The 24,859-nt window shown below is 69.2% G+C and carries 25 protein-coding genes; 10 read left to right on the top strand and 15 right to left on the bottom strand.

All coding sequences use genetic code 11. From position 1 onward, the window contains the following. Positions 1-3: 3 nt before the first annotated feature. From accC to ABLE93_RS09505, 5 genes are all read right to left on the bottom strand, one after another. Positions 4-1,362 (bottom strand): acetyl-CoA carboxylase biotin carboxylase subunit, encoded by a 1,359-nt coding sequence (gene accC, locus ABLE93_RS09485; RefSeq protein WP_348839547.1) that lies wholly within the window; start codon positions 1,360-1,362, stop codon positions 4-6. A 27-nt stretch (positions 1,363-1,389) separates the two neighbouring features. After that, positions 1,390-1,869 (bottom strand): acetyl-CoA carboxylase biotin carboxyl carrier protein, encoded by a 480-nt coding sequence (accB, locus tag ABLE93_RS09490; protein ID WP_348839548.1) that lies wholly within the window; start codon positions 1,867-1,869, stop codon positions 1,390-1,392. 53 nt (positions 1,870-1,922) lie between these two features. Next, complete coding sequence (aroQ, locus tag ABLE93_RS09495; RefSeq protein ID WP_348839549.1) at positions 1,923-2,363, bottom strand: type II 3-dehydroquinate dehydratase; 441 nt, start codon at positions 2,361-2,363, stop codon at positions 1,923-1,925. Between the two features lie 140 nt (positions 2,364-2,503). Beyond that, entirely contained in the window at positions 2,504-3,301 is a 798-nt protein-coding gene (locus ABLE93_RS09500; RefSeq protein ID WP_348839550.1) for a DsbA family protein, read from the bottom strand. Between the two features lie 34 nt (positions 3,302-3,335). Continuing rightward, positions 3,336-4,817, bottom strand: coding sequence for a M48 family metalloprotease (locus tag ABLE93_RS09505; protein ID WP_348839551.1), 1,482 nt, complete (start codon positions 4,815-4,817; stop codon positions 3,336-3,338). Between the two features lie 300 nt (positions 4,818-5,117). Between ABLE93_RS09505 and ABLE93_RS09510 the strand changes: the two genes are divergently transcribed. Together ABLE93_RS09510 and aat are read left to right on the top strand one after the other, a co-directional pair. After that, positions 5,118-6,299: a pyridoxal phosphate-dependent aminotransferase gene (locus ABLE93_RS09510; protein WP_348839552.1), complete on the top strand. Its 1,182-nt coding sequence runs from the start codon at positions 5,118-5,120 to the stop codon at positions 6,297-6,299. Between the two features lie 144 nt (positions 6,300-6,443). After that, the gene (gene aat / locus ABLE93_RS09515) at positions 6,444-7,115 is read left to right on the top strand and encodes a leucyl/phenylalanyl-tRNA--protein transferase (RefSeq protein ID WP_348839553.1); all 672 of its coding nucleotides are present in this window, start codon (positions 6,444-6,446) and stop codon (positions 7,113-7,115) included. Here the strand turns inward: aat and ABLE93_RS26970 are convergent. The 4 genes from ABLE93_RS26970 to speB form a co-directional block, all read right to left on the bottom strand. Then, positions 7,052-7,681 carry a DUF2155 domain-containing protein gene (locus ABLE93_RS26970; protein WP_510183002.1) on the bottom strand — a complete coding sequence of 210 codons (630 nt, stop codon included), beginning with the start codon at positions 7,679-7,681 and terminating at the stop codon, positions 7,052-7,054. The two genes, aat and ABLE93_RS26970, sit on opposite strands and share 64 nt — an antisense overlap. Before the next feature lie 120 nt (positions 7,682-7,801). Beyond that, positions 7,802-8,212 (bottom strand): NADH:ubiquinone oxidoreductase subunit NDUFA12, encoded by a 411-nt coding sequence (locus ABLE93_RS09525; RefSeq protein WP_348839554.1) that lies wholly within the window; start codon positions 8,210-8,212, stop codon positions 7,802-7,804. An 88-nt stretch (positions 8,213-8,300) separates the two neighbouring features. Beyond that, complete coding sequence (locus ABLE93_RS09530; RefSeq protein ID WP_348839555.1) at positions 8,301-9,398, bottom strand: calcium:cation antiporter; 1,098 nt, start codon at positions 9,396-9,398, stop codon at positions 8,301-8,303. A 105-nt stretch (positions 9,399-9,503) separates the two neighbouring features. Next, a complete protein-coding gene (gene speB, locus ABLE93_RS09535) occupies positions 9,504-10,484 on the bottom strand; it encodes an agmatinase (RefSeq protein WP_348839556.1) in 981 nt (326 codons plus the stop codon). Positions 10,485-10,744: 260 nt separating this feature from the next. Here speB and ABLE93_RS09540 point away from each other — a divergent pair, with 260 nt between their 5' ends. Further along, positions 10,745-11,941, top strand: a complete 1,197-nt coding sequence (locus ABLE93_RS09540; protein ID WP_348839557.1) for a GGDEF domain-containing protein — start codon at positions 10,745-10,747, stop codon at positions 11,939-11,941. A gap of 42 nt (positions 11,942-11,983) precedes the next feature. Here the strand turns inward: ABLE93_RS09540 and ABLE93_RS09545 are convergent, their stop codons facing one another. The 3 genes from ABLE93_RS09545 to ABLE93_RS09555 all read right to left on the bottom strand — a co-directional run bounded on the left by ABLE93_RS09545 (position 11,984) and on the right by ABLE93_RS09555 (position 14,918). After that, positions 11,984-13,825 carry a hypothetical protein gene (locus ABLE93_RS09545; RefSeq protein ID WP_348839558.1) on the bottom strand — a complete coding sequence of 614 codons (1,842 nt, stop codon included), beginning with the start codon at positions 13,823-13,825 and terminating at the stop codon, positions 11,984-11,986. Continuing rightward, positions 13,822-14,361 (bottom strand): sigma factor-like helix-turn-helix DNA-binding protein, encoded by a 540-nt coding sequence (locus ABLE93_RS09550; protein WP_348839559.1) that lies wholly within the window; start codon positions 14,359-14,361, stop codon positions 13,822-13,824. Before ABLE93_RS09550 ends, ABLE93_RS09545 begins: the two co-directional genes overlap by 4 nt. A 161-nt stretch (positions 14,362-14,522) precedes the next feature. Then, positions 14,523-14,918, bottom strand: coding sequence for a flagellar export protein FliJ (locus ABLE93_RS09555; protein WP_348839560.1), 396 nt, complete (start codon positions 14,916-14,918; stop codon positions 14,523-14,525). A gap of 466 nt (positions 14,919-15,384) precedes the next feature. Here ABLE93_RS09555 and ctrA point away from each other — a divergent pair, with 466 nt between their 5' ends. Next, the gene (gene ctrA / locus ABLE93_RS09560; protein ID WP_348839561.1) at positions 15,385-16,086 is read left to right on the top strand and encodes a response regulator transcription factor CtrA; all 702 of its coding nucleotides are present in this window, start codon (positions 15,385-15,387) and stop codon (positions 16,084-16,086) included. Positions 16,087-16,161: 75 nt separating this feature from the next. On the opposite strand, the gene chpT is transcribed toward ctrA, so the two are convergent. Then, entirely contained in the window at positions 16,162-16,827 is a 666-nt protein-coding gene (gene chpT / locus ABLE93_RS09565; RefSeq protein WP_348839562.1) for a histidine phosphotransferase ChpT, read from the bottom strand. Positions 16,828-17,006: 179 nt separating this feature from the next. Between chpT and cysQ the strand changes: the two genes are divergently transcribed. The 3 genes from cysQ to ABLE93_RS09580 all read left to right on the top strand — a co-directional run bounded on the left by cysQ (position 17,007) and on the right by ABLE93_RS09580 (position 20,209). After that, positions 17,007-17,843 carry a 3'(2'),5'-bisphosphate nucleotidase CysQ gene (cysQ, locus tag ABLE93_RS09570; protein ID WP_348839563.1) on the top strand — a complete coding sequence of 279 codons (837 nt, stop codon included), beginning with the start codon at positions 17,007-17,009 and terminating at the stop codon, positions 17,841-17,843. Between the two features lie 156 nt (positions 17,844-17,999). After that, positions 18,000-18,623: a DUF1134 domain-containing protein gene (locus tag ABLE93_RS09575; RefSeq protein ID WP_348839564.1), complete on the top strand. Its 624-nt coding sequence runs from the start codon at positions 18,000-18,002 to the stop codon at positions 18,621-18,623. 224 nt (positions 18,624-18,847) lie between these two features. After that, positions 18,848-20,209: a coiled-coil domain-containing protein gene (locus ABLE93_RS09580; RefSeq protein WP_348839565.1), complete on the top strand. Its 1,362-nt coding sequence runs from the start codon at positions 18,848-18,850 to the stop codon at positions 20,207-20,209. Positions 20,210-20,213: 4 nt separating this feature from the next. Here ABLE93_RS09580 and ABLE93_RS09585 read toward each other — a convergent pair whose 3' ends face one another. Continuing rightward, a complete protein-coding gene (locus tag ABLE93_RS09585) occupies positions 20,214-20,924 on the bottom strand; it encodes a DUF2865 domain-containing protein (protein WP_348839566.1) in 711 nt (236 codons plus the stop codon). 202 nt (positions 20,925-21,126) lie between these two features. Beyond that, positions 21,127-21,285, bottom strand: coding sequence for a hypothetical protein (locus ABLE93_RS09590; RefSeq protein WP_348839567.1), 159 nt, complete (start codon positions 21,283-21,285; stop codon positions 21,127-21,129). 286 nt (positions 21,286-21,571) lie between these two features. On the opposite strand from ABLE93_RS09590, the gene ABLE93_RS09595 reads away from it, so the two are divergent. The 3 genes from ABLE93_RS09595 (at position 21,572) to ABLE93_RS09605 (ending at position 24,829) form a co-directional block, all read left to right on the top strand. After that, positions 21,572-22,501 (top strand): LysR family transcriptional regulator, encoded by a 930-nt coding sequence (locus ABLE93_RS09595; RefSeq protein WP_348839568.1) that lies wholly within the window; start codon positions 21,572-21,574, stop codon positions 22,499-22,501. 271 nt (positions 22,502-22,772) lie between these two features. Beyond that, positions 22,773-23,267 carry a formate dehydrogenase subunit gamma gene (locus tag ABLE93_RS09600; protein WP_348839569.1) on the top strand — a complete coding sequence of 165 codons (495 nt, stop codon included), beginning with the start codon at positions 22,773-22,775 and terminating at the stop codon, positions 23,265-23,267. Next, positions 23,267-24,829: a formate dehydrogenase beta subunit gene (locus ABLE93_RS09605; RefSeq protein ID WP_348839570.1), complete on the top strand. Its 1,563-nt coding sequence runs from the start codon at positions 23,267-23,269 to the stop codon at positions 24,827-24,829. The genes ABLE93_RS09600 and ABLE93_RS09605 overlap by 1 nt, the downstream gene beginning before the upstream one ends. Positions 24,830-24,859: the final 30 nt, after the last annotated feature.

A 24,859-nucleotide genomic window follows, 5' to 3' on the forward strand; every position in this document is an offset into this window, starting at 1 on the left:
TCCTCAGCCCGCCTTCTTGCCCTCGCCCTCGGCGAGGAAATGCTCCAGCCAGTGGATGTCGTACTTGCCCTCGGCGATGTCGCGGGTGCGCACCAGGGTGCGGAACAGCGGCAGGGTGGTGTCGATGCCGTCCACCACGAACTCGTCCAGCGCCCGGCGCAGGCGGCGCAGGCATTCATCCCGCGTCTTGCCGTGGACGATGAGCTTGCCCACGAGGCTGTCGTAGGTGGGCGGGATGACGTAGCCCTGGTAGGCGTTGGAATCGACCCGGATCCCGAGGCCGCCAGGCACGTGGTAGTGCGTGATCTTGCCGGGCGAGGGCCGGAAGGTGGTGGGATGCTCCGCATTCACCCGGCACTCGATGGCATGGCCCTCGATCACCACGTCGCTCTGCTGGAGCGTCAGCGGCTCGCCGGCGGCCACGCGGATCTGCTCGTTGATGAGGTCGATGCCGGTCACCATCTCGGTGACCGGATGCTCCACCTGGATGCGGGTGTTCATCTCGATGAAATAGAAGCGGCCGTTCTCGTACAGGAACTCGATGGTGCCCACGCCGAGATAGCCGAGCTTGCGCATGGCGGCGGCGCAGGTCTCGCCGATCTCGGCGCGCTGGGCGGCGGTGATGACGGGCGACGGCGCCTCTTCCCACACCTTCTGATGGCGGCGCTGGAGCGAGCAGTCGCGCTCGCCAAGGTGAATGGCGTGGCCGCGCCCGTCGCCCAGCACCTGCACCTCGATGTGGCGCGGGGTGGAGAGGTACTTTTCCAGATAGACCGCATCGTCGCCGAAGGCGGCCTTGGCCTCGGTGCGGGCAGTGGAGAGGGCCTCGGAGAGATCGTCCGCGGTCATCGCCACCTTCATGCCGCGCCCGCCGCCGCCGGCGGCGGCCTTCACCAGCACCGGGAAGCCGATCTCGGCCGCGACCTGATGGGCCTCCGCGTCCGAATGGATGCCGCCATCCGAGCCGGGCACCACCGGAATGCCGAGCGACTGGGCGGTCTTCTTGGCTTCGATCTTGTCGCCCATGATGCGGATGTGCTCCGCCTTGGGGCCGATGAAATGGATGTTGTGGTCGGCGAGGATCTCGGCGAAGCGGGCGTTCTCCGCGAGGAAGCCGTAGCCGGGGTGCACCGCGTCCGCCCCCGTGATCTCGCAGGCGGCGAGCAGGGACGGGATATTGAGGTAGCTCTCGCGAGCCGGCGGCGGGCCAATGCACACGCTCTCGTCGGCGAGGCGCACGTGCATGGCGTCGGCATCGGCTGTGGAGTGGACCGCGACCGTCGCGATGCCCAGCTCCTTGCAGGCGCGCAGGATGCGCAGCGCGATCTCGCCGCGGTTGGCGATGAGGATTTTTCTGAACATCGGCTCTGGCCTGCCTGATCCGGACGCTTACTCGATGATGAGCAGCGGCTCGCCATATTCCACGGGCTGCGCATTGCCCACGAGGATGCGCGTGACCGTTCCCGAACGCGGCGCGGGAATGGCATTCATGGTCTTCATGGCCTCGACGATGAGGATCGTCTGGCCTTCCTTGACGCTTGCGCCCACTTCCACGAACTGGGCGGCGCCCGGCTCCGGCGCAAGATAGGCTGTGCCCACCATGGGCGAGGCCACGACGCCGGGGTGCTTGGAGAGGTCGGCCGGCTCGGCCGCCGCCGGCGCTGCCATGGCGATCGGGCCGCCGGCGTGCGGGGCAACAGGCGCCCCATAGGGCGCGCCCTGGGCGATGGTCACGGGCGCCGGGGCGCGCACCACGCGGATGCGCAGGCCTTCGTGTTCCACCTCGATCTCGGTGAGGTCGCTGCCCGAGAGGAGATCGGCGATCTCCTTGACGATGGCGGTGTCGATAAGAGGGTTGGAGGGCTTCATGATTTTCCTGGCTCTGGCCGGCCTGTCAGGGCCGCGCGAGGGCTGTTCTAGGGTCAAGGAGGTGGCGGCAGCGCGGCGAGCGCCCGAAGGCCGAGCACATAGCTCTGCGGACCAAAGCCGCAGATGACGCCCCGGGCCACCGGCGACAGGAACGAGTGATGGCGGAAGTCTTCCCGCGCGAACACGTTGGAGAGGTGCACCTCGATGGTGGGCACCCCCACCGCGGCCACCGCATCGCGCAGCGCCACGGAGGTATGGGTATAAGCGGCAGCGTTGAGGACGATGCCCCTGGCGCCGCGGGCGGCCTGGATGAGATCCACCAGGGCGCCTTCGCTGTTGGTCTGCCGGAACACCACCTCGAAGCCGAGGGCCGCGCCTTCGGCATGGCACAGCGCCTCCACGTCGGCGAGCGTCGCCGCGCCGTAGATGCCGGGCTCGCGCGTGCCGAGAAGGTTGAGGTTTGGCCCGTTCAGGACGTGGATGGTATCAGGCATCCGTGCGTGATCTGCCACCGGCCCCTTCGGCCGGGTCGCAGCCTTATAGGGGCGCGCGGCCCCGATGGAAAGAGCGGGCGGCGCGCCGCGCCTCGCACGTCAGCCGGGCTGGCCACCGGGCCCGCCCGGCTTGCGGCCCATTACTTGCCGGCCTTCTTGCTGCGGGTCTCGGCGATGGCGGTCTTCAGCTTGTCGAGGCCGACAGCTCCGATGACCACCTGATCGCCCACCACGTAGGACGGCGTCCCGTTGAGGGCGAGGGCCTCGGCGATCTTCATGTTCTCGTCGAGCGTCGCGTTCAGCTCGGGCGAGGTGGACTGCTTCTGCAGCAGGGCGGGGTCGATGCCCACGTCCTTGGCGGCGGCAAGCGCCTTGGCCCGGTCGGCCTGACCGCGGCCGCCGAGAAGCGCCTGGTGGAAAGCCATATACTTTTCGGGCGCGGCGAGACGCACGGCCACCGCCACCTGCGCCGCCTCCACGGAGCCCTGACCCAGCACCGGGAATTCCTTCAGAACCACCCGCAGGTTGGAATCCTGCTTGATGAGGTCCTGAAGGTCCGTGAGCGCCTTCTTGCAGTATCCGCAATTGTAATCGAAGAACTCCACCAGCGTGACGTCGCCCTTGGGGTTTCCCACCACGATGCCGCGCGGGCTATCCAACAGAAGCTGCTTCATGTCGGCAACAGCCTTGCTGCGCTGGGCGGCGTCGGCGACCATCTGCCGGCTCTCCAAGACCGAGATGGCCTCCTGCAGCACTTCCGGATTCTGGATCAGATACTCGCGGATGATGGTGCCGAGCTCCTTCTTCTCCTCGTCGGTGAAGGCCGAGGCGGGGGTCGCCACGAGGACGACGGCCGAAACGGCGGCTAGCCCCAGCGCAATCGCGCGGGCGGCGAAGCGCCGGAAGCCGGTGTGGGCCTGGCCCATAAGCGGGGGCATGAAGTTCTCCTGAGATTGAGTTCGGTTCAAAGGTCTATTGGTTTTGCTGGTTGGAAGCGCTGGCTGGCGGCTTGAAGTTGACGAGGTCATCGGCCTTCAGCCAGCCCGGCGAGCCTTGCGGAAACTTCAGGCGGGCGCGGGCGGCAAGTTCGCGGCCCAGCTTGAACTCGCCGGCGGCGAAATTGCCCTGGGCGGCGGCAAGATCCGCGTTGGCGGTGTCGCCGGCACGTCCGTAGGCCATGGCGAGAGAGCGCCAGGCGGAAGGCGAGTTGGGATCGCGCTGGGTCGCCTGGATCAGCTCGCGGATGGCCTCCTGAGTGCTGGACGGATTGCCGGACTGCACCAACGCCTGCCCCAGCATGGAGCGGATTAGCGGCGCGCCATTGGTCATCTGCACCGCCTTGCGGAGCGGCGCCACCGATTCGGCCGGACGGCCGCCCTCCAGAAGCGCCTGTCCCTTCAGCTCCTGAAAATAGGGATTGGACGGATCGCGGGCGATCAGTGCGTCGATCTGGGCGACAGCGGAGGAGATATTTCCGAACCGATAGGCCGAGATGGCGCGGGCATATTGCGCGGCCATGGACGTGTCTGACGGCGGATACCGTCTTGCCACCACCTCCGGCCGCTCCATGAAGCCGATGAGCTTGGCGCGCATCATGTCGTGGCGCGCCTGGAGGGCGGGCGAGTCCTTGGTATTGTAATAGGGGCTCGCCTTGGCCAGCTGCTCCAGCGCGGCAATGCGCTCGCGCGCCATGGGATGGCTCAGCATGTAGGGGTCGACGCGCTGGCTGATGAAGAGCTGGTCGTTCTGAAACCGCTCGAAGGTTTCCAGCATGCCCTTGGAGGACTGGCCGGTGGCATCGAGATATTTCACCGCCGAGCGGTCCGCCGCGGATTCCTCGCCGCGCTGATAGGTCAGCAGCGAGCGGCGGATCATTTCCTGGGGGGCCGACATGGCGGCGCCAGCCACGTTGCCCACGTCGCGCCCACTCATGCCACTGGCTGCACCCGCGGCGACGCCTCCGGCGGCGAGCAGCATCGCGACGATGGCCATGGTCTGGGCACCGGCGATCTGCTGGCGCATGCGGGCGAGATGGCCGCCGGCGATGTGGCCGGTCTCATGGGCGAGCACGCCGATGATCTGATTGGGGGTGACGGAGTCCACCAGCGCACCGGTATTCACGAAGATCCGCCGCCCGTCGGCGACAAAGGCGTTGAACGAGCGCTCGGAAATCAGCACCACCTCGACATTCTGCTGGCCAAGCCCCGCCGCCTTCAGCACCGGGCGGGTGTAGTCGGCGAGCAGCGCCTCGATCTCGGTGTCGCGGATGGTGGACGTGCGCTTCTGGCCGGGTCCCTCCTGCGCCAGCGCGGCCTGGAACGGCAGCGCCACGGCGGCGGCAAGGCAGAGGGCGCGGCCCGCGGCCGCAAGAAGGGCCGGCACACGAGAGAAGGCGGACGTGCGCCGCGGCCCGCGGAAAGGCATGGGGAAAGGCTTGGGCAGAAACTTGTGCATTGCTGCTCGGCTCGGATCCATTCCTTTCGCCAGCTGAGTCGCGCCCCGGGGCTGCGCGCGAGACTTCGGCGCACGACCTCCCGCGGCGTGGCGCTCCGCTGGCTGCGGTTCGCACCTTGGCTCGCCCCGGCACACAGGCTACGAGACTGCCGGACACTGGCGTCCACGGGACGCGAGGTCAATGCGCCGGCCTTCACGTTGGGGCGAACCCGTCTCAGGGACAGGCAGAATAAGGCGGCAGCACGGCAGCGCGGGGGCAGCCCCGCTCCGCCTCGACAAGAAAGAACCCGGGCACCGGACATGATGCGCGATCCCCTTCCCCACCCCGTCCGCCTCTCCCGCCGCAGCGCGGTGGAGCCCTTCATCGTCATGGACGTGATGGAGCATGCCGCCCGCATCGAGGCCCAAGGCGGCCGCGTGATCCATCTGGAGGTAGGGCAACCCGCGGCGCCCGCCCCGCAGGTGGCCCGGCGGGCAGCGGCAGCGGCGATCGAGGCCGGCCAGGTGGGCTATACCGCCGCCCTCGGCATTCCGGCGCTGCGCGCGCGCATCGCCCGCCACTATGCCGAGCGGCACGCCGTGGCCGTCGATCCCGAGCGCATCGTTGTGACCAATGGCTCTTCGGGTGGCTTCATTCTCGCCTTCCTCGCTCTGTTCGAGGCCGGCGACCGCGTGGCCATCGCCGCGCCGGGCTATCCGCCCTATCGCCACGTCCTGTCGGCGCTGGGCTGCGAGCCGGTGCTCATCGAGACTCATGCCGAGGATCGCTATGCGCTCACGCCCGAGCGGCTGCTGGAGGCCCATCGCAGCACGCCGCTCAAGGGCGTTCTGGTGGCGAGCCCCGCCAATCCTACCGGCACGATGATGGACCGCGCCGCGCTGAGCACGCTCTACGCCTTCGCCCGCGATCTCGGCCTCGCCTTCGTCTCGGACGAGATCTACCACGGCCTCGACTACGCCTTCCCGGCGGTGAGCGCGGTGGAGATCGGCGACGACGCGACCGTCATCAACTCCTTTTCCAAATACTTCTGCATGACCGGCTGGCGCGTCGGCTGGATGGTGGTTCCGCCGGGCGCCGCGCGGACCATGGAGCGCCTCCAGCAGAACCTCTCCATCTCGGTGCCGACCCTGTCCCAGATCGCCGCCGACGCCGCCTTCGAGGGCCGCGCGGAGATGGAGCAGGTTAAGGCCACCTATGTGGAGAACCGGCGCATCCTCACCGAGGGCCTGCCCAAGGCCGGGCTCTCCCGCTTCCTGCCGGCGGACGGCGCCTTCTATCTTTATGCCGACGTGTCCGACTTCACCGACGATTCCGCGGCCTTCGCCCGTCGCCTGCTCGACGCCGCCCACGTGGCCGCGACGCCGGGGGTGGACTTCGACCCGTTCCGAGGGCGGCAGTTCCTGCGCATCTCCTACGCCGGATCGGCGCCGGACATGACGGAGGCGGTGGCGCGCATCGGGAATTTCCTGTCCCGCGGGTGAGCGTCGTGCCGGGCGCGGGGACCGCTCCGGCCCGTGTCAAACGGTCGCACAGCCCTTCCCGGAGCGCCTCTTGAGCCGGCCAAGCTTGCGCGCGGGCCGCGCCGCGCCACACGGGTGCTGGATTTGCTGCTAGACTGGCCCGTCATGAGCCGGCCGAGCGACCAGATCGTCGAGATCACCCCTGACGTCCTGCTGAAGGCCTACGCCTGCGGCATCTTCCCGATGGCCGAGAGTGCCGACGACCCGGGCCTCTACTGGATCGAGCCTGAGCGGCGCGGGATCATTCCGCTCGACGGCTTCCACCTCTCCTCGCGCCTCGCCCGCACGGTCCGCGCCGACAAGTTCGAGGTGCGGGTCGACCACGATTTCGAAGCGGTCATCGACGGCTGCGCCGAGCCGCAGGAGGGGCGGGACAAGACCTGGATTAACGAGCGCATCCGCCGGCTGTACGGCGAATTGTTCGCCCGCGGCCGCTGCCACACGGTGGAGGCCTGGCGCGACGGGCAACTGGTGGGCGGGCTTTATGGCGTGCGGCTCGGCGGGGCGTTTTTCGGCGAGAGCATGTTCCACCGCGAGCGGGACGCGTCCAAGGTGGCGCTGGTGCATCTGGTGGGGCGGCTCATCGCCGGGGGCTTTCGGCTGCTGGACACGCAGTTCGTCACCAGCCACCTGAAGACGTTCGGTGCGCTGGAAGTCTCACGTCGGCACTATCACCGCCTGCTGGAGCACGCGCTCCAGGCCGAGGGCGATTTCTATTGCTGGCCGCGCGCCGTCACCGGGGCCGAGGCCCTGCAGCCGATCAGCCACACGTCGTAGATGGGGTGCTCCACGGCGTGGAGGCCCGGGCTCGCGGCGAACATCCAGCCGGTGAAGATGCGCTTGGCCTGGCCCTGCAGCGTCACCTCGTTCACCTCGGTGAAGGAGGTGGTGTTCTGCGTCTCGGTGGCCGGCCGGGTGTAGCAGACCCGGGGCGTCACCTGAAGCGCGCCGAACTGGGCGGTCTCGCCGATCGCCACGTCGAACGAGGTGATGCGGCCGGTGATCTTGTCGAGGCCGGCATAGACCGCGAAGGCATTGGGGATCTTCTGGGCCGGAGGCTGCACCACCACCACGTCGCCGTCCTCCGATCCCGCCGTCCCGGCGGGGGGCGGCGGGACCGGCTGCGTGCCGGGCGGCAGCTGCGGCGCCGGGCCGCGCTGAACGGCGCCGGGCGCGGCCGGACGCTGGACTGGCGCCGCCACGGGCGGGCGCTGGACCGGCACGGTGCCCGGCGGGGGCAGCGGCATCTGCTCGATCGTGTTGCGCCCCTGCGCCATCGCCTCAGGCATCGCGGCGGCGAGAAGAGCCGCGGCCAGCAGCGGAACGGTGCTCGAAAGGCGCATCAGGACAAGAACCCGTGGAATGGCGGCGCGGCCGAAGGACAATCCCGGCCCGGCCTCTTCTGACCGACCGAATCGGGCGGCGGCAAGGCAGCTTCGGCGGCGGCCGACCCGAGGACGGGCCTATTCGCCGGGCGTCCAGGCCTTGTAGTCACCGGTGACGCGGGGACGCAGCCCGCCGGCCAGCACCGAGCCCCTGGGGCGGTAGGCACCGGGCGTGCCGGTCATGTTGCGGCGGTGCGGCTTCTGCCACGGGCGCGGGGTGTAGCTCTCGTCCACCGGCGGCGTATCCACCCGATGGTGCATCCAGCCCCACCAGCCGGAGGGGATCGTGGTGGCCTCCGCATAGCCCGGATAGATCACCCAGCGGCGCTCGAAGCCGAGCGTCGGGTCCACCTTCCCGCCCGCGGTGCGGTAGTAGCGGTTGCCGAACTCGTCCTCGCCCACGAACTCGCCGAACCGACGGGTCCACAGCATGGTGCCGACGGTCTGCTTGTTCCACCAGGTGAAGATGTAGAGCAGGAAGTTCTTCACGGCCCGGGCCTCGTTCAAGTCGCGCGGAACATGCCATCCGCCCCGCCCGATGTCCACCGGCCCGCCACGTCGCGGCCTGTGGGCGCCCTCAAGGCAGGAAGAGGAGCATCACGTAGACGCAGAAGACGATGAGGTGGACCACGCCGTTCAGCGCGTTCGTCCGGCCCGTGCCGAAGGACAGGATGGCGAGGACGAAGGTGAGGAGCAGCATGGTGCGGTCCTCGTTGTCGAGGCCGAGCACCATGGGACGGCCGATGATGACGCTGATGAACGCCATCGCCGGAATGGTCAGGGAGACGGTGGCGAGCGCCGATCCGAGTGCGATGTTCAACGAATGCTGGAGATGGTTGCGCGCAGCGGCCCGCACCGCGCTGATGCCTTCGGGCAGCAGGATGAGCGTTGCGACCAGGGCGCCGATTACCGCGTCGGGATCCTCGAGCTGGAACTGACCGAGGAAGTGCTCGAAGGTCTCCGCCACGTTGCGGGAAAGGGACACCACCGCCGCGAGGCTCGCGAGCAGCATGAACAAGGCGAGGAGGAACGCCCGGGCCTTCGGCTTCGGCTCGGCATGGCCTTCCGGCTGGGTCGCGAAATGCTCGCGGTGGCGCACCGTCTGCATGTAGAGAAAGGCCGCGTAGAGCGCGAGCGCGATCATGGACATGTAGGCGAGCTGCACGGGAGAGAAGGTGCCGGTTGCACCCGCGCGGGTCTCGCTGGGCAGGATCAGCAGCATCACGCCGAGCGCGATCATCGCCGAGAGATAACCGGACACGCCCTGCTGCTGGATGGTCTGCTCGCGATGCTTGATGCTGCCGAGCAGCAGGCACAGCCCGACGATGCCGGTATTGACGATCATCAGCACCGACAGAACCGATTCCCGCGCGAGGGTCGGGTTGTTCTCGCCGTTCAGCATCATGGAGGCCATGATCGAGACCTCGATGATGGTCACCGAGAAGGTCAGCAGCAGCGTCCCGAAGGGCTCGCGAAGACGCGCCGCCACCACGTCCGCGTGGCTGACGGTGGAGAAGGCCGAGCCGCACAGCAGCGCCACGGCCAAGACGGAAAAAATGCCCACCAGCAGGCCCCGCCCGCCGGGCGCGAGCTCCGGGTGCAGGTGGAACATCAGCGCCAGCAGCAGGCCCAGCGCGGGCAAGGCATAAGCGGAAGCCTTCGGCCGGTTCCCCATGGTGTTCAGCTCCCGTCGGCGGTGGGCAGGCTGTCCCACATCCGCCAGGTCCGGACAAGGCCGCGCGCCCGGCGCGCCAAGCGCCGGAACGCCGCAGCCGCTGCGTCAGGGCGCGATGGGACGGCCCATTTCCTTGCGCTCCGCCAGGAGGCAGAGATAGAGCGAGGCGAGCGTCGCGCCGGCAAGTGCTGTGATCTCGGCGTGGTCGTAGGGCGGCGAGACCTCCACCACGTCGAAGCCCTTCAGGTCCAGCCCGCCGAGGCGGCGCAGGCAGGCGATGGCCTCGCGCATGGAGAGCCCGCCGCAGACCGGCGTGCCGGTGCCGGGGGCGAAGGCCGGATCCAAAGCGTCGATATCGAAGGTCAGATAGGCCGGGGCGTCGCCCACCCGCTCGCAGATCCGCTCCGCCAGGGCCGCCGGTCCCATGTCGCCGGCCACGAGGCCGTGCACGATCTCGATGCCATAAGCGTGTGGCGCATGGGTGCGGATTCCGACCTGGATGGAGCGGTCCACCCGGATCAGCCCGTCCCGCACGGCGCGGGTAATCATGGTGCCGTGGTCGACCCGCTCGCCGTTGTCGTCCCAGGTATCCTGGTGAGCATCGAACTGGATGAGCGCCACCGGCTCGCCGATGCGCGCAGTGAGGGCGCGCAGCACCGGATAGGTGAGGAAGTGATCCCCGCCGAGGGTGACGAGATGGCTGCCGCGTGCGTAATGCGCGGCAGCCTGTGCGGCGATGGCGCCGGGAATGCCGGCAGGCAGTCCATAATCGAAGACGCAGTCGCCGGCGTCGGCCACATCCAGCGTCTCGAACGGGTCGAAGCCAAAGGGATAGAACGGGTCGCCGTCGAGGATCGAGGAGGCGGCCCTGAGGGCGCGCGGCCCGAACCGCGTGCCCGGCCGGTTCGACACTGTCACGTCAAGGGGGACCCCCCAGACCACCACCTCGGCGCCCCCACCGTCGTGCGCGTAGCGCCGCCGCAGGAAGGAGGTGACGCCCGAATAATTGGGTTCCGTCGACTGGCCGTGCCGGAAGCTCGGATCGAGCGCACGGTCGACGGGGCGGGGACGGTTCGGATCGGCCATGGATCTCCTCGCGGCAGCGGCGCGACGGCCCGAGGCGGGCCGGCGGCCCCGCATCATAGCGAGGGCGCCACACCGCGCACGCTCCTTCCCCAGCGGCGCCTTGCGTGCTGGAGGGATATTTCGTATCCGGTGCCGATCCGGAAACAAAAATGCGCCCGGACGCGCTTTCAACCGCCTTGCGGGACTGCTCGCTATAGGCGCATGTATCCCATCACCATCCAGCTTGCGTGTGCATGCCCCTGCGGGGAGGGGTCGTTTTGATGGATTTTCAGGTCCAGACCGTCCTGTCCGTGTCGGCACTGGTGGGCGCCATGCTGGCCGGCCTCCAGTTGATGGCGGGATGGCGGTTGCAGGCCTCCTGTCTGTTCGCCTGGGCTCTGGCCAATCTCTTCCTCACCGCCGGGTGCGTGTTCATCGCGGCGCGTCCGCAAGTGGGACTGGCGCCGAGCGTGCTGATCGGCAACGCCTGCATCCTGCTGGGCATGGGGCTGATCTACAGCGGCATCCGCGCCTTCGACGATCGACCGATGGCGCTCACCTCCGTGGCGGTGGTCGCGTCGGCAGGGGTGCTCGGCCTCGCCTGGTCCCTCGCCTCGGGCGACCATCTGACGGATCGCGTCACCATCATGTCGATCCTGGTGGCGGGTTGGAGCGCATTCGCCGCCCGCGCGCTGATGGAGACGCCGGGGAGTGGGCCGATCATCTCGCGGCTCGGCTGCTCCATGGTGCTGATCTGCCTCGCTGCAGGCTATGTGATGCGCGCCATTGCGGCGCAGCTCGGCCTGCTGCCCCATGCCGACGAACAGAAGAGCCTGGTGGAGGTGGTGACGGTGATCGCGGGTCTCGTGCTGGCGATCGGCTGGACCTTCGGGAGCCTCTTCATGGTGCTCGAGAAACTCGCCTCGGTGGACGACCTCACGGGCCTGTTCAACCGCCGCACGACCCTGCGCAGCGGCGCCGGGATGATGCAGGCCGCGCGCACCCGTCGACAGCCCTTCTCCCTGCTCCTGGCCGACCTCGACCACTTCAAGTCGGTGAACGACCGGTTCGGCCACGACGTGGGCGATCTGGTGCTGAAGCGCTTTGCCGCCATCGTGCCCCGCGCCCTGCGGCCGCAGGACGTGGTGGGCCGCCACGGCGGCGAGGAGTTCTGCATCCTCCTGCCGGGGGCGGATGCGGCAGGCGCCCTGGTGACCGCCGAGCGGCTGCGCCAGCTGGTTCAGGAGCAATTGGGGCGCGTCGCCGGGCGCGAGATCGGCGTGACCCTCACCGTCGGCGCCGCCACCTATGTGCCCGGGCGACCCGGCTGCGACAGCATCGAAAGCCTCATCAACGCCGCCGACACAGCGCTTTATTCGGGCAAGGCGCTGGGCCGCAACCGGGTCGCGCTCGCCGATGCCGACTTCGCCAGCCACGCCATCGTCGGCCCCGGCCTTGCGGCGCAGCCCTCGCGCTGATCTCTCCCACTGTCGTCCGTGAGCATTGCGTGGCCCGAGCGGTCATTCCGGTACGAGACGACCGCGATAGAGCACGCTCCCGCCGGGTCCGGCGGTCTTTGGGTCCGCCCGCTCAGCCGGCTCGCGCGTCACCACCAGCTCGGCCGACGTAAGACCCCTGCGGCCGATGGCGGCCACCTCCGGCAGGCGCGCGGACAGCCCGGCGGAGAAGCTGCCGACGAGGTGCGTGCCCGCCGCGGGGGTGACGATCCAGAGCCGGAAGACCTCGCCTTCGGCCGGGGGCGGCGCGAAGGCCCGCACGAACACCACGCCGCTGTCGGGGTCGAGGCGCACCACCACCGCCGGCAGCGCCTCGGGCTGCATGACGCCAATCCACTGGCCGCCCCCCGGCCAGAACCATTCGCGATAGGCCAGAACGCCGCCGAGGGCGATGACGAGACCGGCAAGCCCCAGGGCCACGCTCCGCCACGGGACGGCCCGCGGCGCAGGTGGCGCGCTCAGCGGCACGGGGACGAGCCCCGCCTCCGAGTCCTCCGGCAGGGCCGAGACCTCCCCGGACGCGACCTCCGCCGCCCAGCCCGGCAAGGGCGTCGCCTCCTCCCCCACAGCCGGATCGGCAGACGGGTGCTCCACAACGGCCGGTTCGCCGGAGCGAGCTTCCGAAGGCGCCAGTTCGGGGGAAAGCGAAGTGCCAGGGTCCGACACCGGCGCGGGCGCCGGCAGCGCAAGCGGCGCTGCCGTGCTCCCTGCCGGGTCAGGCTCCCGTTGGGACGAGGATGTGTCCGCCACGAAAGCCTCGGCCGGCGGCACGACCTGTTCGGGCGCAGGCTCAACATCCGGCGATGTGACCGGCGCCTCGCGTTCGGCGGGCGGCGGGGCAAGTCCGGCGAGCGCGTCGGCTGCCGTTTCCACCGGGCTCCCTTCGCCCCGATCTTTCGGCTCCGGCGACGCGGCTTCTCCGCCGCGCTCCACCGCGGCCGGGGCTGGTTCGCTGGCCGCAAAAATCACGTCGCCGTCTGCCGACGCAGACGGCAGCGACGGCGCGGCTCCATCCGGCGCGGGCGTGGGCGCCACTGAAGCGGACGCAGCGTCTGCCCCGGCGGGGGACGGCTCGGCCGCGGACTCGTCCGGTGGGGAGGGAGGCGGGTCCGGCTCCAGGAACATGAAGGCGGGCGGCGGCTTCAGCGGCTCGGGCGGCGGGCGCGGACGGACCGGCGGCGTCACCAGCTTGAGCGGCGGGGGCAGCCGCGCTTCGGCATCCGCCGGCCGCGGCGGCGGGGGCGGCGCCGGATCGGGCGCGGCCTGGGGCAGCAGACCGGCGGCGACCGCCTCGCGGATGGCGCCGCCGAGGGTGCGCCCCTCCGGCGTCAGAAGGTCGGCGGAGACCCGCTTTGCCGGCGCCTCGGGCGGAGGAAAATGGCTGCGCCGGGCGCGCCGCTCGGTGGCGGCGGCAGGCTTGCCCCCATCCATGCCCATGCCGATACCGAGCAGCCGTCGCACCCGCGCCACGGCCCCCTTCCCCGGGCGCTCGCCGGTGCGCGCCGGACGCCCATCCGAGCCCGCCGACCGGCGCGGACCCTCGGCCACCGGTGCGGCACCGCGCGCCGCCGTGTTCCGCGGAACCGGCGGGGCGACACGAAGGTCGGCGGAGATGGCGCGCCAGATGTCGGGGGGCGGAATGACCGGCACCGCCAGCTCGTGCAGCGGCGAGAGCCGCCGCTCCCACAGCCGCACCAGAGAGAAGAATGGCGGATCGGACGCACAGCGCGCCCGGACCTGGCGGCGCTCCTCGCGATCGAGGGTGCCGAGCACATATTCCGCGGCGAGGATGCGATCGGCCTCGGAGGGGTGAGAACCCGGCGGCGCGCCGGAGGAGGCGATCATGGCCGCCGCGCCAGATAGTCGCCGAGCTGGGACACGCTGCGCCCCATCCAGGAGCGGATTGCCGCCACCGGCGCGTCGAAATAGACCGAGAGCGCCTCGCAGCTCCAGCCGTCGTAGAAGGCCAGCAGCATCATCCGCCGGCGCTCTTCCGGCAGCCGTCCGAGGCAGGTGAGGAGCCGCGTCAGCGCCGGGCTGCGGTGGGGCGAGGCGAGCGGATCGCGGCCGCGCTGCGCGGCATCGAAGGGCTCGAAGGCGTCCCCCACCGGACGGCGCCACGCCATGTCGAGGGCGCACGCGCGGGCGATGGCCACCATCCAGCACACCGGATCCTCATTGGCGCGCAGGGTGTGCGCCTCGACCCGCACACGCCGGTAGGCCTGCCGCATGGCCTCGGCTGCGAGCTCCGGACGACGCAGCAGGCGCAGCAGCAGCCCGTACAGCTTGGGGCTGGTGAGCCGGTACAGCTCCTCGAAGGCGCGCAGGTCGCCGGCGGCGATAGCGTCAACGAGGGCATGGACCTTGCGGTGGGGTGTCACGGACTGCTCGCGCTCGGATGGGGCCGAGCAGAAGCTAACGGAGCGGTACGCTGCAATGGAAGCCTTCCAGGCCCGCGATCGCCCGCTTGGCGGGAAAAAGTGGCCGCCGCACCGGTCGTGCGGCTACCAGAGTACCCCAAGCCCGCCGGCCGGGGCAAAGATCAGTAGCGTACCGGCTCGGTCGGCCGCAGCGGCGCGCGGCGCTGGCCGTTTTCCACCCGCCCGGTCCGGTCCATCTCGCCGGCGGCCTCCACCAGAGCGAGATCGGCCTCCGCATCGGCGAGCAGAGCCGTGGCGTCGTCCCGCTGGGTCTTCAGCTCGTCGGCGGAGCGGCGGAGGTTGTCGCGGCGGTTGCGGGCCGCCAGCGCCAGCGGGGGATATGCGAAGTGGCGCGGATCGGTGATGCCGGAACGCTCCTCTTCCCCCGCGATGTCCCGGTCGAGCTCGCCGGCCATGCGCTCGAACTCGGCGATCATGCTCTCGATCTGTCCGAGGCGACGCCGTGCGTCGTCGATCTGGAACTTCTTGGCTCGGATGAGGGGGTCACGCGACTTCATCGGCGTCTGCTCCGTCCACCTAACGAGGCCCCCGCGCGCCTGCCCATGGGCGCCCGGTGCTTCCGGGCTGAGAGAATGTCTTGAGCTGGTTGCCCTTTCCTTACCTGCGGCGTCGCCGTAGCAGGAATTTCACCACGAATGTGCGCCCGGCAACCAATCGTTTACCGCCTTCGTTAATGATGACGCTACGGTTCGGGTGACGCGCAGGCCGTGCGGATCCGGACACCGCCCATCAGGGGCTCGAACGAGGGGTGACGGGGCGTACACCGAGGGGCTGTGGAAAACCTTAAGTGCCTGAAACAGAGTCAGTCTTGACTCCCGGGCGCAAAGAATTTTCCAAAGACTCTTGTGGGGTAGAATCGAGTTCTGTTAACGATTCTACACACGTAACGCGAATCACCCCGATGGCCGAGCAACGAAAGTCGGCGGCGCCGCCTTTCGGCTAGTTGCGAGGAAAGGGATAGCCATGCGCGTCTTGCTCATCGAGGACGACAGTGCTACGGCCCGAGGCATCGAACTGATGCTGAAGACCGAGAGCTTCAACGTCTATACGACCAACCTCGGTGAGGAAGGCGTGGACCTCGGCAAGGTCTACGAATACGACATTATCCTTCTTGACCTCAACCTGCCGGACATGTCGGGCTTCGAGGTCCTGCGCTCCCTGCGCGTGGCGAAGGTCAAGACGCCCATTCTCATCCTCTCCGGCCTCGCCAATACGGAAGACAAGGTGAAGGGCTTCGGCTTCGGTGCCGATGATTACCTCACCAAGCCTTTCCACAAGGACGAGATGGTGGCGCGCATCCATGCCATCGTGCGCCGCTCCAAGGGCCATGCCCAATCGGTGATCCAGACCGGCGACCTGGTGGTGAACCTCGATACCAAGACCGTCGAGGTCGAGGGCAGCCGGGTCCACCTCACGGGCAAGGAATACCAGATGCTGGAGCTGCTCTCGCTCCGCAAGGGCACGACCCTCACCAAGGAGATGTTCCTGAACCATCTCTACGGCGGCATGGACGAGCCCGAGCTCAAGATCATCGACGTGTTCATCTGCAAGCTGCGCAAGAAGCTGGCGAACGCCTCCTCCGGCAAGAACTATATCGAGACGGTGTGGGGCCGCGGCTACGTGCTGCGCGAGCCCATGCCGGGCGCCGAGCGCATCGCCGTCTGACCCCTCTCCTCGCACCTGCGCAAAAGCCCCGCCGAGCGGGGCTTTTTCATTTGGACAGGCCGGCTCCCGAGCGCCTCAGCGGGCGGAGAGCGTGACCGTATCCCCATCCTGGGCGAAGGCGATGGCGAGGCCGCAGTCGCGTGCCAGCATGCCGGCATAGAAAGGCTGCACCGAATGGGCGTCGAGACCGCCCTCGGGCACGACGCCGGTCACCAGCGCCTCCAGCCCCTGGGGAATGCGCGCGCTCGGGCCGGTGGAGACGAGGGCGAATACCATGGCGCCCCCCTCCCCGCTTCCGGTGACGCGGATGACGCCGCCGCGCGGAATGGTCGAGCCCGCCAGCAGCACCAGATTGAGCAGCATCTTGACCCGGTTCTTCGGCAGGAGCTCGCGCGGCAGGCTCCAGTCGAGCGTCGTGCGCTGGTCCTCCACCACCTCGCGCACCACCTGCTCGGCATCGCCGAGGTCGAGGCGCGCTCCAGCCGAGCCGGCGGCGCCGAAGGCGAGACGGGTGAATTGCAGGCGGGCCGAGGCCTGACGTGCGCTCTTGGCGATGAGGTCCAGCGCCACCTCGCGCATGTCGGCGGCGTTCTCGTCCTCCAGCACCTCGAGGCCGTTGACGATGGCGCCGACGGGACTGATGACGTCGTGGCAGACGCGCGAGCAGAGCAGCGCACCGAGGTCGAGGGCGGAAACGGCAACCGACACGGTCGCGGCGGGAGCGGAGGCGTCGGTGGACATGGCTTCTCCCGGACGGCGGCGGAGACGGAGCGGCGGGCGCGCCCGAATCCGTATCCATTGGCTGTGGCCCTGATACACCGCCGGCAACGGCAGCCACAAGCCGAACGCCGGGCCGGCCGCATCGACAGCCGCCTCGCGCGCGGCTAGAGACAGCGTCCCCATTCCCACGAGGCCGGACCATGACCCTGCACCCGCCCCGCGCCAGCGCGCCCACCGACGCCGCGATCCTCGCCGGCTTCGCGGATGCGGCCCTTGCGGCGGGTGTCGCCATCCGCCGGATTGAGGCGGAAGGCATCGACCCCTCCCACAAGGCCGACCTCAGCCCGGTGACGGCGGCCGACCATGCCGCCGAAGCCATCATCTGCGAGGCCCTGGCGCGCCTGCTGCCGGGCGTGCCCGTGGTGGCCGAGGAGGCGATGTCGCTCGGCGCGCAGGTGGACTGCGGCAACCGCTTCATTCTCGTCGACCCGCTCGACGGCACGCGCGAGTTCATCTCGGGCAACGGCGAATACACGGTCAACATCGCCCTGGTGGAGAATGCGACCCCCGTGCTTGGCGTGGTGTACGCCCCGGCCCGCGGCCTGCTCTTTGCCGGCCGGCCCGGCGCCGCCTTCCGTGCGCTGCGCGCGCCCGGCGCGCCGGCCGACGCCGAAACCTGGACGCCCATCGCCTGCCGACGGGTGCCCGAGGGTCCGCTGGTGGTGGCGGCCAGCCGCTCCCATGGCGATCCGGCGACCGACGCGCTGATCGACCGCTACCCCGTGGCCGAGCGCATCCCGGCGGGTTCCGCCCTCAAGTTCGGCCTGCTGGCGGAGGGCAAGGTGGATCTCTATCCCCGCCTGGGCACGGTGATGGAATGGGACACCGCGGCCGGCCACGCGGTGGTGGCCGCCGCAGGCGGAAGCGTCACCCGCCCGGACGGCACTCCCTTGACCTATGGTCACGAGGAAGCCGGCTTCAAGGTGCACGGCTTCGTCGCCTGGGGCGCGGGCGGTCCGGGCGCGGCGGGCGATTAACGCCCCGATAATCCAATCCCCGCATGGTGATTGCGGCGCAACCTCTGCGCATACGCCCTCGCACGCCTTTGCAGCGTCACAGTGGTCGCCATAATTGATGCGATTCGAGGCGGCCGCCGTTGTAGCAAGTCGTCGAAGCCCACCGCGAGATCCCCCATGCGCTTCTCTTTGAGCTTCCCCAAGACCCATGGCCGCATCACGGCCCGCCGGCGCTTCCTCGGCCTCTTCGTTGGCCTTGCGGGAGGCATCGTCCTCGCCGCCGGCCCGGCCGCCGCCCAGGGCCAGGGGCCGACGCCGCAGAACTATTCGACCAACGAGCTGGTCAGCAAAGGCCATTCCTTCTTCGGCAGCGTCTCCCGCGGTCTCGCCCTTTCCATCGAGAAGGCAGTGGGCCAGTGGGGCCAGCCCAACGGCTACATCCTCGGCCAGGAAGGCGCCGGCGCCTTTGTTGGCGGGCTGCGGTACGGCGAGGGTGTGCTCTACACCCGCAACGCCGGCGACCTGAAGATCTTCTGGCAGGGCCCCTCGGTGGGCTGGGACTTCGGCGGCGACGGCGCGCGCACCATGATCCTCGTCTACAACCTGCGCAGCGTGGAAGACATCTTCCGCCGCTTCGGCGGCATCTCCGGCTCGGCCTATCTCGTGGCGGGTTTCGGCATGACGGCGCTCGGCGCCGACGGAATCGTGGTGGTGCCGATCCGCTCGGGCGTCGGCGTGCGCCTGGGCGCCAACCTCGGATACCTCAAGTTCACCCCGAGCCCCACCTGGAACCCCTTCTGATCCCCAATTGCCTTATGCCAGAGCCACGCTCGCGCCTCGGCGCTGGCACCGGCGCGCGTGCCATGGCATGAATGGCAGTAGAGTTTGACGGGGATGGCGGGACAGGGGCGCCCTCCCCCGGCGGACTTGCGGCGATGCCCAGGGCCGGGCGCGCGTCCGGGAACGGATGCGTGGAGGCCGGGGCAGACGCCGGGTGAGGCTCCAGGCGAAGGGCGAGTGCGCGCGTGATCGAACAGATCATGTATTTCATGCTGGGCGTGCTGATCGCAACGCTCGTGGCCCTCCTGGTGCTCCCGGCGGTCTGGCACCGGGCGGTGCGGCTCACCACCCGGCGGGTGGAAGCCGCCGTGCCCATCTCCATCTTCGAGGTCCAGGCGGACAAGGACCAGCAGCGCGCCTTCTTCGCGCTGAACCAGCGGCGGCTCGAGCTGCAGTCCGACGCCATGCGCGAAACCATCGTCTCCCACGCCGCGACCATCGAGACGCAGCGCCAGCGGGTGTTCGACCTGGAGGGTGAGCTGAAAGCCCTGCAGGCGCAGCATGCCGTGCTCCAGGCCACCAGCGCCGAGCGGGACGTGGTGCTGGGCGAAACTCAGGACCAGCTCGCCGATCGCGTCGCGACCCTCGCCCGCATCGAGCAGGAATTGGCGGAGCGGACCAGCGCGCTTGCGACGCTCCAGGCTATGCACGGCAAGCTGGAGGGCGACGCCCGCGACCTCGCGACCGCGCTGCGGGCGCGGGAGGAAGCGCTGTCCGCTGCGACCGCGCGCATCGTGGCTCTGGAGGCCGACGCGGCGGGCCTCGGCGCCGGTCTCGCCGACACCACCCGCCGGCTGGAAGAGACCAGCGCCACGCTGGACGCGGAGCGTGCCGCCGCCGCCGAGGCGCGCACCATCGCCGCCGACGCCGCCACCGAGCTGAGCACCGATCTCACCGAGGCGCAGGAAGCGCTCGCCCTCAAGGTCGCGGAGAGCGAAGCGCGGGCGACGCGCATTGCCGAGCTGGAGGGGGAGCGCGACCGACTCGCGGCGGGGCTCGCCACGGCGGAGACCGACCTCGACGCCAGCCGCGCGGTCATCCACGCCTTCGAGCAGCGCCGGGCCACGGAATTCGCTTCGGCGGAGGCGGAGAACCGCCGCCTTGCCGACACGCTGCGCATGCTGAGGGCGGATCACGCGCTGATGGAGGAGGCGGTCCAGCGCAGCCGCCGCGATCAGCCGATCCCGGCGACGCAGGACGCCTCCGCAAGCGCAGGCGCTGCAGCCGAGCGGTTCGACGGCGCCTCCGATATTGCCCTGCGCGAGAGCGTGGCAGACCTTGCGGCCCGCCTCACCGCCCTGACCGCCAGGCTCGAGGGTCCGGGCTCGCCGATCCGGGCCGCGGTGGCCAACGGCGCCGGCGATCTGGCAGAGCGCATCCGCGCGCTGCTGGACGAGGATGCTGTGGCCGAGGACGCCCCGGCACAGGACACTGCGCGCGGGGATGCGGAGACCGCTGACGGGATGACGGAGGCAGCCGCCGAACCGGCGGATGTCGCCAAGGTGAAGCCTGTCAAGAAGCCGCGCTCGCGCGCCGTGGCTGGCTGAAGCCTCAGCGGGACGCCACTTTCAGCTCGTCGAGACGGGCGCGGATGGCGCGCGGCAGTTCGGGAAAGCGCGCCGGGGTGACGAAATCCGCCTCGCGATAGGGCGGGCCCTTGCGGCTTCCGGTGAATACGCGGCTCCCCTCCTCGGTCATGACGATGTCGCCGCGCTTGAGCGTGGCGTCCTCCTTCACGTCAACCTTGGCCATGCCGCCCACCTTGCCGTTGCAGGTGCAGCCATCCACCAGCTTCTGGCGGAAGACGTAGGCGTTGGGCAGCTCGGAATAGGGCTTGCCGTCGCTGGAGACGGCAGCGTCGATGCCGCGGGCGGCGTCGGAGGTGCTGTACACGGCCATCTTGGCCGCCGGGCAGAATGCGTTGCACTGGGCGATGTCGCTCTTCTCGCCGCCGGCGCGGCCCTGAAGCGGGAAATAGCGGCCGTCGCAGGTGCGCACACAATAGCCGATGCCGCCGCCGCTGGAGCTGTAGCTCGGCGTTTCCGCCGCGCGCGGGAGCACGAGGATGCGCGGCGCTTCCTGCCGGGGGGCGGCTCGTCCTCCGCCAAACAGCATGGAGAAGAAATCATGCACGGGCGACGCGGGCTGGACGGGGAACATGGCGCGCGCACCCTGGGCCGCAGCAGGGCCGCTCAAGGCAACCAGGAGACCAGCCGAGACGACGAGCGCACGCGAACCCATCCAGAAGCGAGGCCGGATCATCTTGCTGTCCTGTGATTTGATCTGAAGAGAAAGAAATGCGGCGGGGGACGGTAGCGGCCGTCAAGCGGCCGCAGAAACACGCGACGTCAAGCGCGCGCCAGGCGCGATCGCCGGCCCAGGAAGAGCGACCAGCCGCCTCACGCTCCGAAATTCCGGGGCGCGCGGGCAAGGTCAAAGGAAAGGCTGAGCCTATCCGGGTGCATCAGGCGAAGGCGGAGGCAGTGCTCACCGGCCGTGGCGCCTCGATGGAGCGCTCCTGCGGGTGGGTGAGCAGAGCCAAGGTCGGCGTCGCCACGAGAAGCGCCGCGAACATCATCACCACAAGGGAAATCAGAACGGAACTGTTGGCAACGCGGGGCATTGCGGAACTCCCTCTCCCCGAAACTTCCGGCCTGATGGTCCGCCGCGCCATCGCCGACAGTCATAATAACCTTAATAACCGGCGAATAGTTCCCGTGCTCAAGGTCACGTTCGCGCGACTGTGGTTGTAGTGGGGTAGCACTACATCCGCCTCTACCACTCGCGATGACAATGCCGCTGCCCCATCGCAGTTCCCGGACAGAGTTGGCGCGAGGGACAGCCGCGGCGCTGCGCTGCGGCAACGATGCCGCCTTGCGCAGCATGGCTCTCCGCCCTGATATGGCGCCATGATAGACAAACTCGAATATCTGATCGCCCTCGCCCGCGAGCGCCATTTCGGGCGTGCGGCGGAAGCCTGCGGCGTCACCCAGCCCACCCTCTCGGCCGGCATCAAGCAGTTGGAGGATACGCTGGGCGTCCTGCTGGTGCAGCGCGGCTCGCGCTTCATGGGGTTCACCCCGGAAGGCGAGCGGACGCTGGAATGGGCCCGCCGCATCGTCGCCGACTCCCGCGCCATGCGGCAGGACATCGACGCCCTGAAGCGCGGCCTCGCCGGTCCGCTGCGCATCGCCGCCATCCCCACCGCCCTTCCCATGGTGGCGGCGCTGACCACGCCGTTCCGCGCCCGCCACCCGGACGTGCGTTTCACGGTGATCTCGCGCACCTCCATCGAGATCCTCAATCATCTCGAAAACCTCGAGATCGACGCCGGCCTCACCTATCTCGACAACGAGCCCCTCGGCCGGGTGAACACCGTGCCGCTCTATCGCGAGCGATATCGCCTCGTCACCTCGCCCAACGCCAAGTATGGCGATCGCGAGACTGTGACCTGGGCGGAAGTGGCGGAGCTCCAGCTCGCGCTGCTGACGCCGGACATGCAGAACCGGCGCATCGTGGACAGCCTGCTGGCCGCGGCAGGCGCGAGCCACAAGCCGACGCTCGAGTCCAATTCCATGATCGTGCTCTTCACCCATGTCCGCACCGGCCTTTGGGCGAGCGTGATGCCGGCGATGCTGGCCGATTCCCTCGGGCTGACCTCGGTGGTGCGCTCCATCCCCATCGTCGAGCCGGACATCTCCCATTCCATCGGCCTGGTTGTGCCCCACCGCGAGCCGACGACGCCCATTACCGCCGCGCTGGTGGCAGAGGCGCGGCGCATCGCGCCCAAGCTTGAACAGAGTGGAATGGCCGATCCGGCGATTGCTGCAATGCAATAATTCTGGCGCGCGGCGGCGACTGCGCCGCCGGCCGTCACATAGAAGATCACGATCAATATACCAAGAACCATCCCAGACTGGCTGGATTGCCGCAGCGTCGCCCCTGTTTTTTCGTTCTCGACTGGGTTCGATACCTCCACTATCGATAGAGATGTTCTATCGCAACATCCCACAGCTGGCTTGATTGCGCCGCGCCTTCTGACAGACTTTCCCGCAAGCAACACGAAGTGGCGGTAACGCGCCTTCCGGCTTTTGGGAAAGCGAGACGACCATGGCGGTCTATGAGGATTGGAGCACCGAGCGCGCAGCGCAGGTGATTGCAGACCTGAAGCATCTCGAAGGGGCGACCATGCCCATCTTCCATGCGCTCCAGGAAACCTTCGGCTTCGTGCCCGACCCGGCCGTGCCGATGATCGCCGAAAGCCTCAATCTCTCCCGCGCCGAAGTCTACGGCGTGCTCACCTTCTACCATGACTTCCGCCGCGAGCCGCCGGGCCGCCACGTGGTGAAGCTGTGCGCCGCGGAGGCCTGCCAGTCCATGGGCGGGCGCGACATCGAGGCCTATGCCAAGGAGAAGTTCGGCGTGGAGATGGGCGAGACCTCGCCGGACGGCCGGGTGACGCTGGAGCCCATCTTCTGCCTCGGCCTGTGCGCCTGCTCGCCCTCCGCGCTGGTGGACGGCCTGCTCATCGGCCGCCTGGACAAGGATGCCATCGACGAGATCGCCGACTGCTTCGCCAACGGCAAGAGCTTCGGAGACGCCTGATGAAATCCCCCCGCATCTTCGTCCCCAACGACGCCACCGCCGTCGCCTGCGGCGCAGACCGCGTCGCCCGCAAGCTCGAACAGGGCCTGCTCGCCCGCGGCATCACCGCCGACATCACCCGCAACGGCTCGCGCGGCCTGTTCTGGCTGGAGCCGATGATCGAGGTGGAGACCGAGCGCGGCCGCGTCGGCTATGGCCCGGTGAAGGCCTCGGACGTGGACGACCTGTTGCATGGCGGCTTCCTGCACGGGGCCGACCATCCCCTGTGCGTCGGCGTGGTGGACGAGCTTCCCTATCTGAAGAAGCAGACCCGCCTGACCTTCGCGCGCATCGGCATCATCGACCCCCTCTCGCTCACCGACTACGAGGCGCACGACGGCTATCGCGGGCTGAAGCGCGCCATCGAGCTCGGCCCCCAGGCAACCGTCGAGGAAGTGGTGGAGAGCGGCCTGCGCGGCCGCGGCGGCGCCGGCTTTCCCACGGGCATCAAGTGGCGCACGGTGGCGGCGGCGCCGGCCGACCAGCGCTACATCGTCTGCAATGCGGACGAGGGCGACTCTGGCACCTTCGCCGACCGTCTCATCATGGAGGCTGACCCCTTCTGCCTCATCGAGGGCATGACCATCGCCGGCCTCGCGGTGGGTGCCACCCGCGGCTACGTCTACTGCCGCTCGGAATATCCCCTCGCCTTCGTGGTGATGGAGAAGGCCATCGAGAAGGCGCGCATGGCGGGCCTGCTGGGGGACAACATCCTCGGTTCGGGCCTCGCCTTCGACATGGAAATGCGCATGGGCGCCGGCGCCTATGTGTGCGGCGAGGAGACCGCGCTGCTGGAGAGCCTCGAAGGCAAGCGCGGCCTGGTGCGGGCGAAGCCGCCCCTGCCCGCGCATGTGGGCCTGTTCGGCAAGCCCACCGTCATCAACAACCTCGTGTCGCTGGCCACCATCCCCGTCATCCTCGACAAGGGCGGCAAGTATTATCGAGACTTCGGCATGGGTCGCTCGCGCGGCACCATGCCCATCCAGCTGGCCGGCAACATCAAGCACGGCGGCCTCTTCGAGACTGCCTTCGGCGTGCCGCTGGGCGAACTGGTGATGGAGATCGGCGGTGGTACCGCTTCCGGCAGGCCGGTCAGGGCGGTGCAGGCGGGCGGGCCTCTCGGGGCCTACCTGCCTGTCTCCCAGTTCGACACGCCGTTCGACTATGAGGCGTTCGCCGCCAAGGACGCGCTGATCGGCCACGGCGGCATCGTGGTGTTCGACGACACGGTGGACATGGCCCATATGGCCAAGTTCGCCATGGAGTTCTGCGCCCACGAGAGCTGCGGCAAGTGCACCCCCTGCCGCATCGGCTCGACCCGCGGCGTGGAGACGCTGGACAAGGTCATCGCCGGCGAGAAGCGCGAGCAGAATCTCGCGCTGCTGGAAGACCTCTGCCACACCATGAAGCTCGGTTCGCTCTGCGCCCTGGGCGGCTTCACCCCCTACCCGGTCGTCAGCGCCCTCACCCACTTCCCGGAAGACTTCGGCGTCGCGCCGAAGCTGCCGGCGGCTGCGGAGTGATGGGGATGGGTTTCACCTTCTCTCTCGCCC

The organism is Xanthobacter pollutisoli, from assembly GCF_040044995.1.
In the GTDB taxonomy this organism is placed as follows: domain Bacteria; phylum Pseudomonadota; class Alphaproteobacteria; order Rhizobiales; family Xanthobacteraceae; genus Xanthobacter.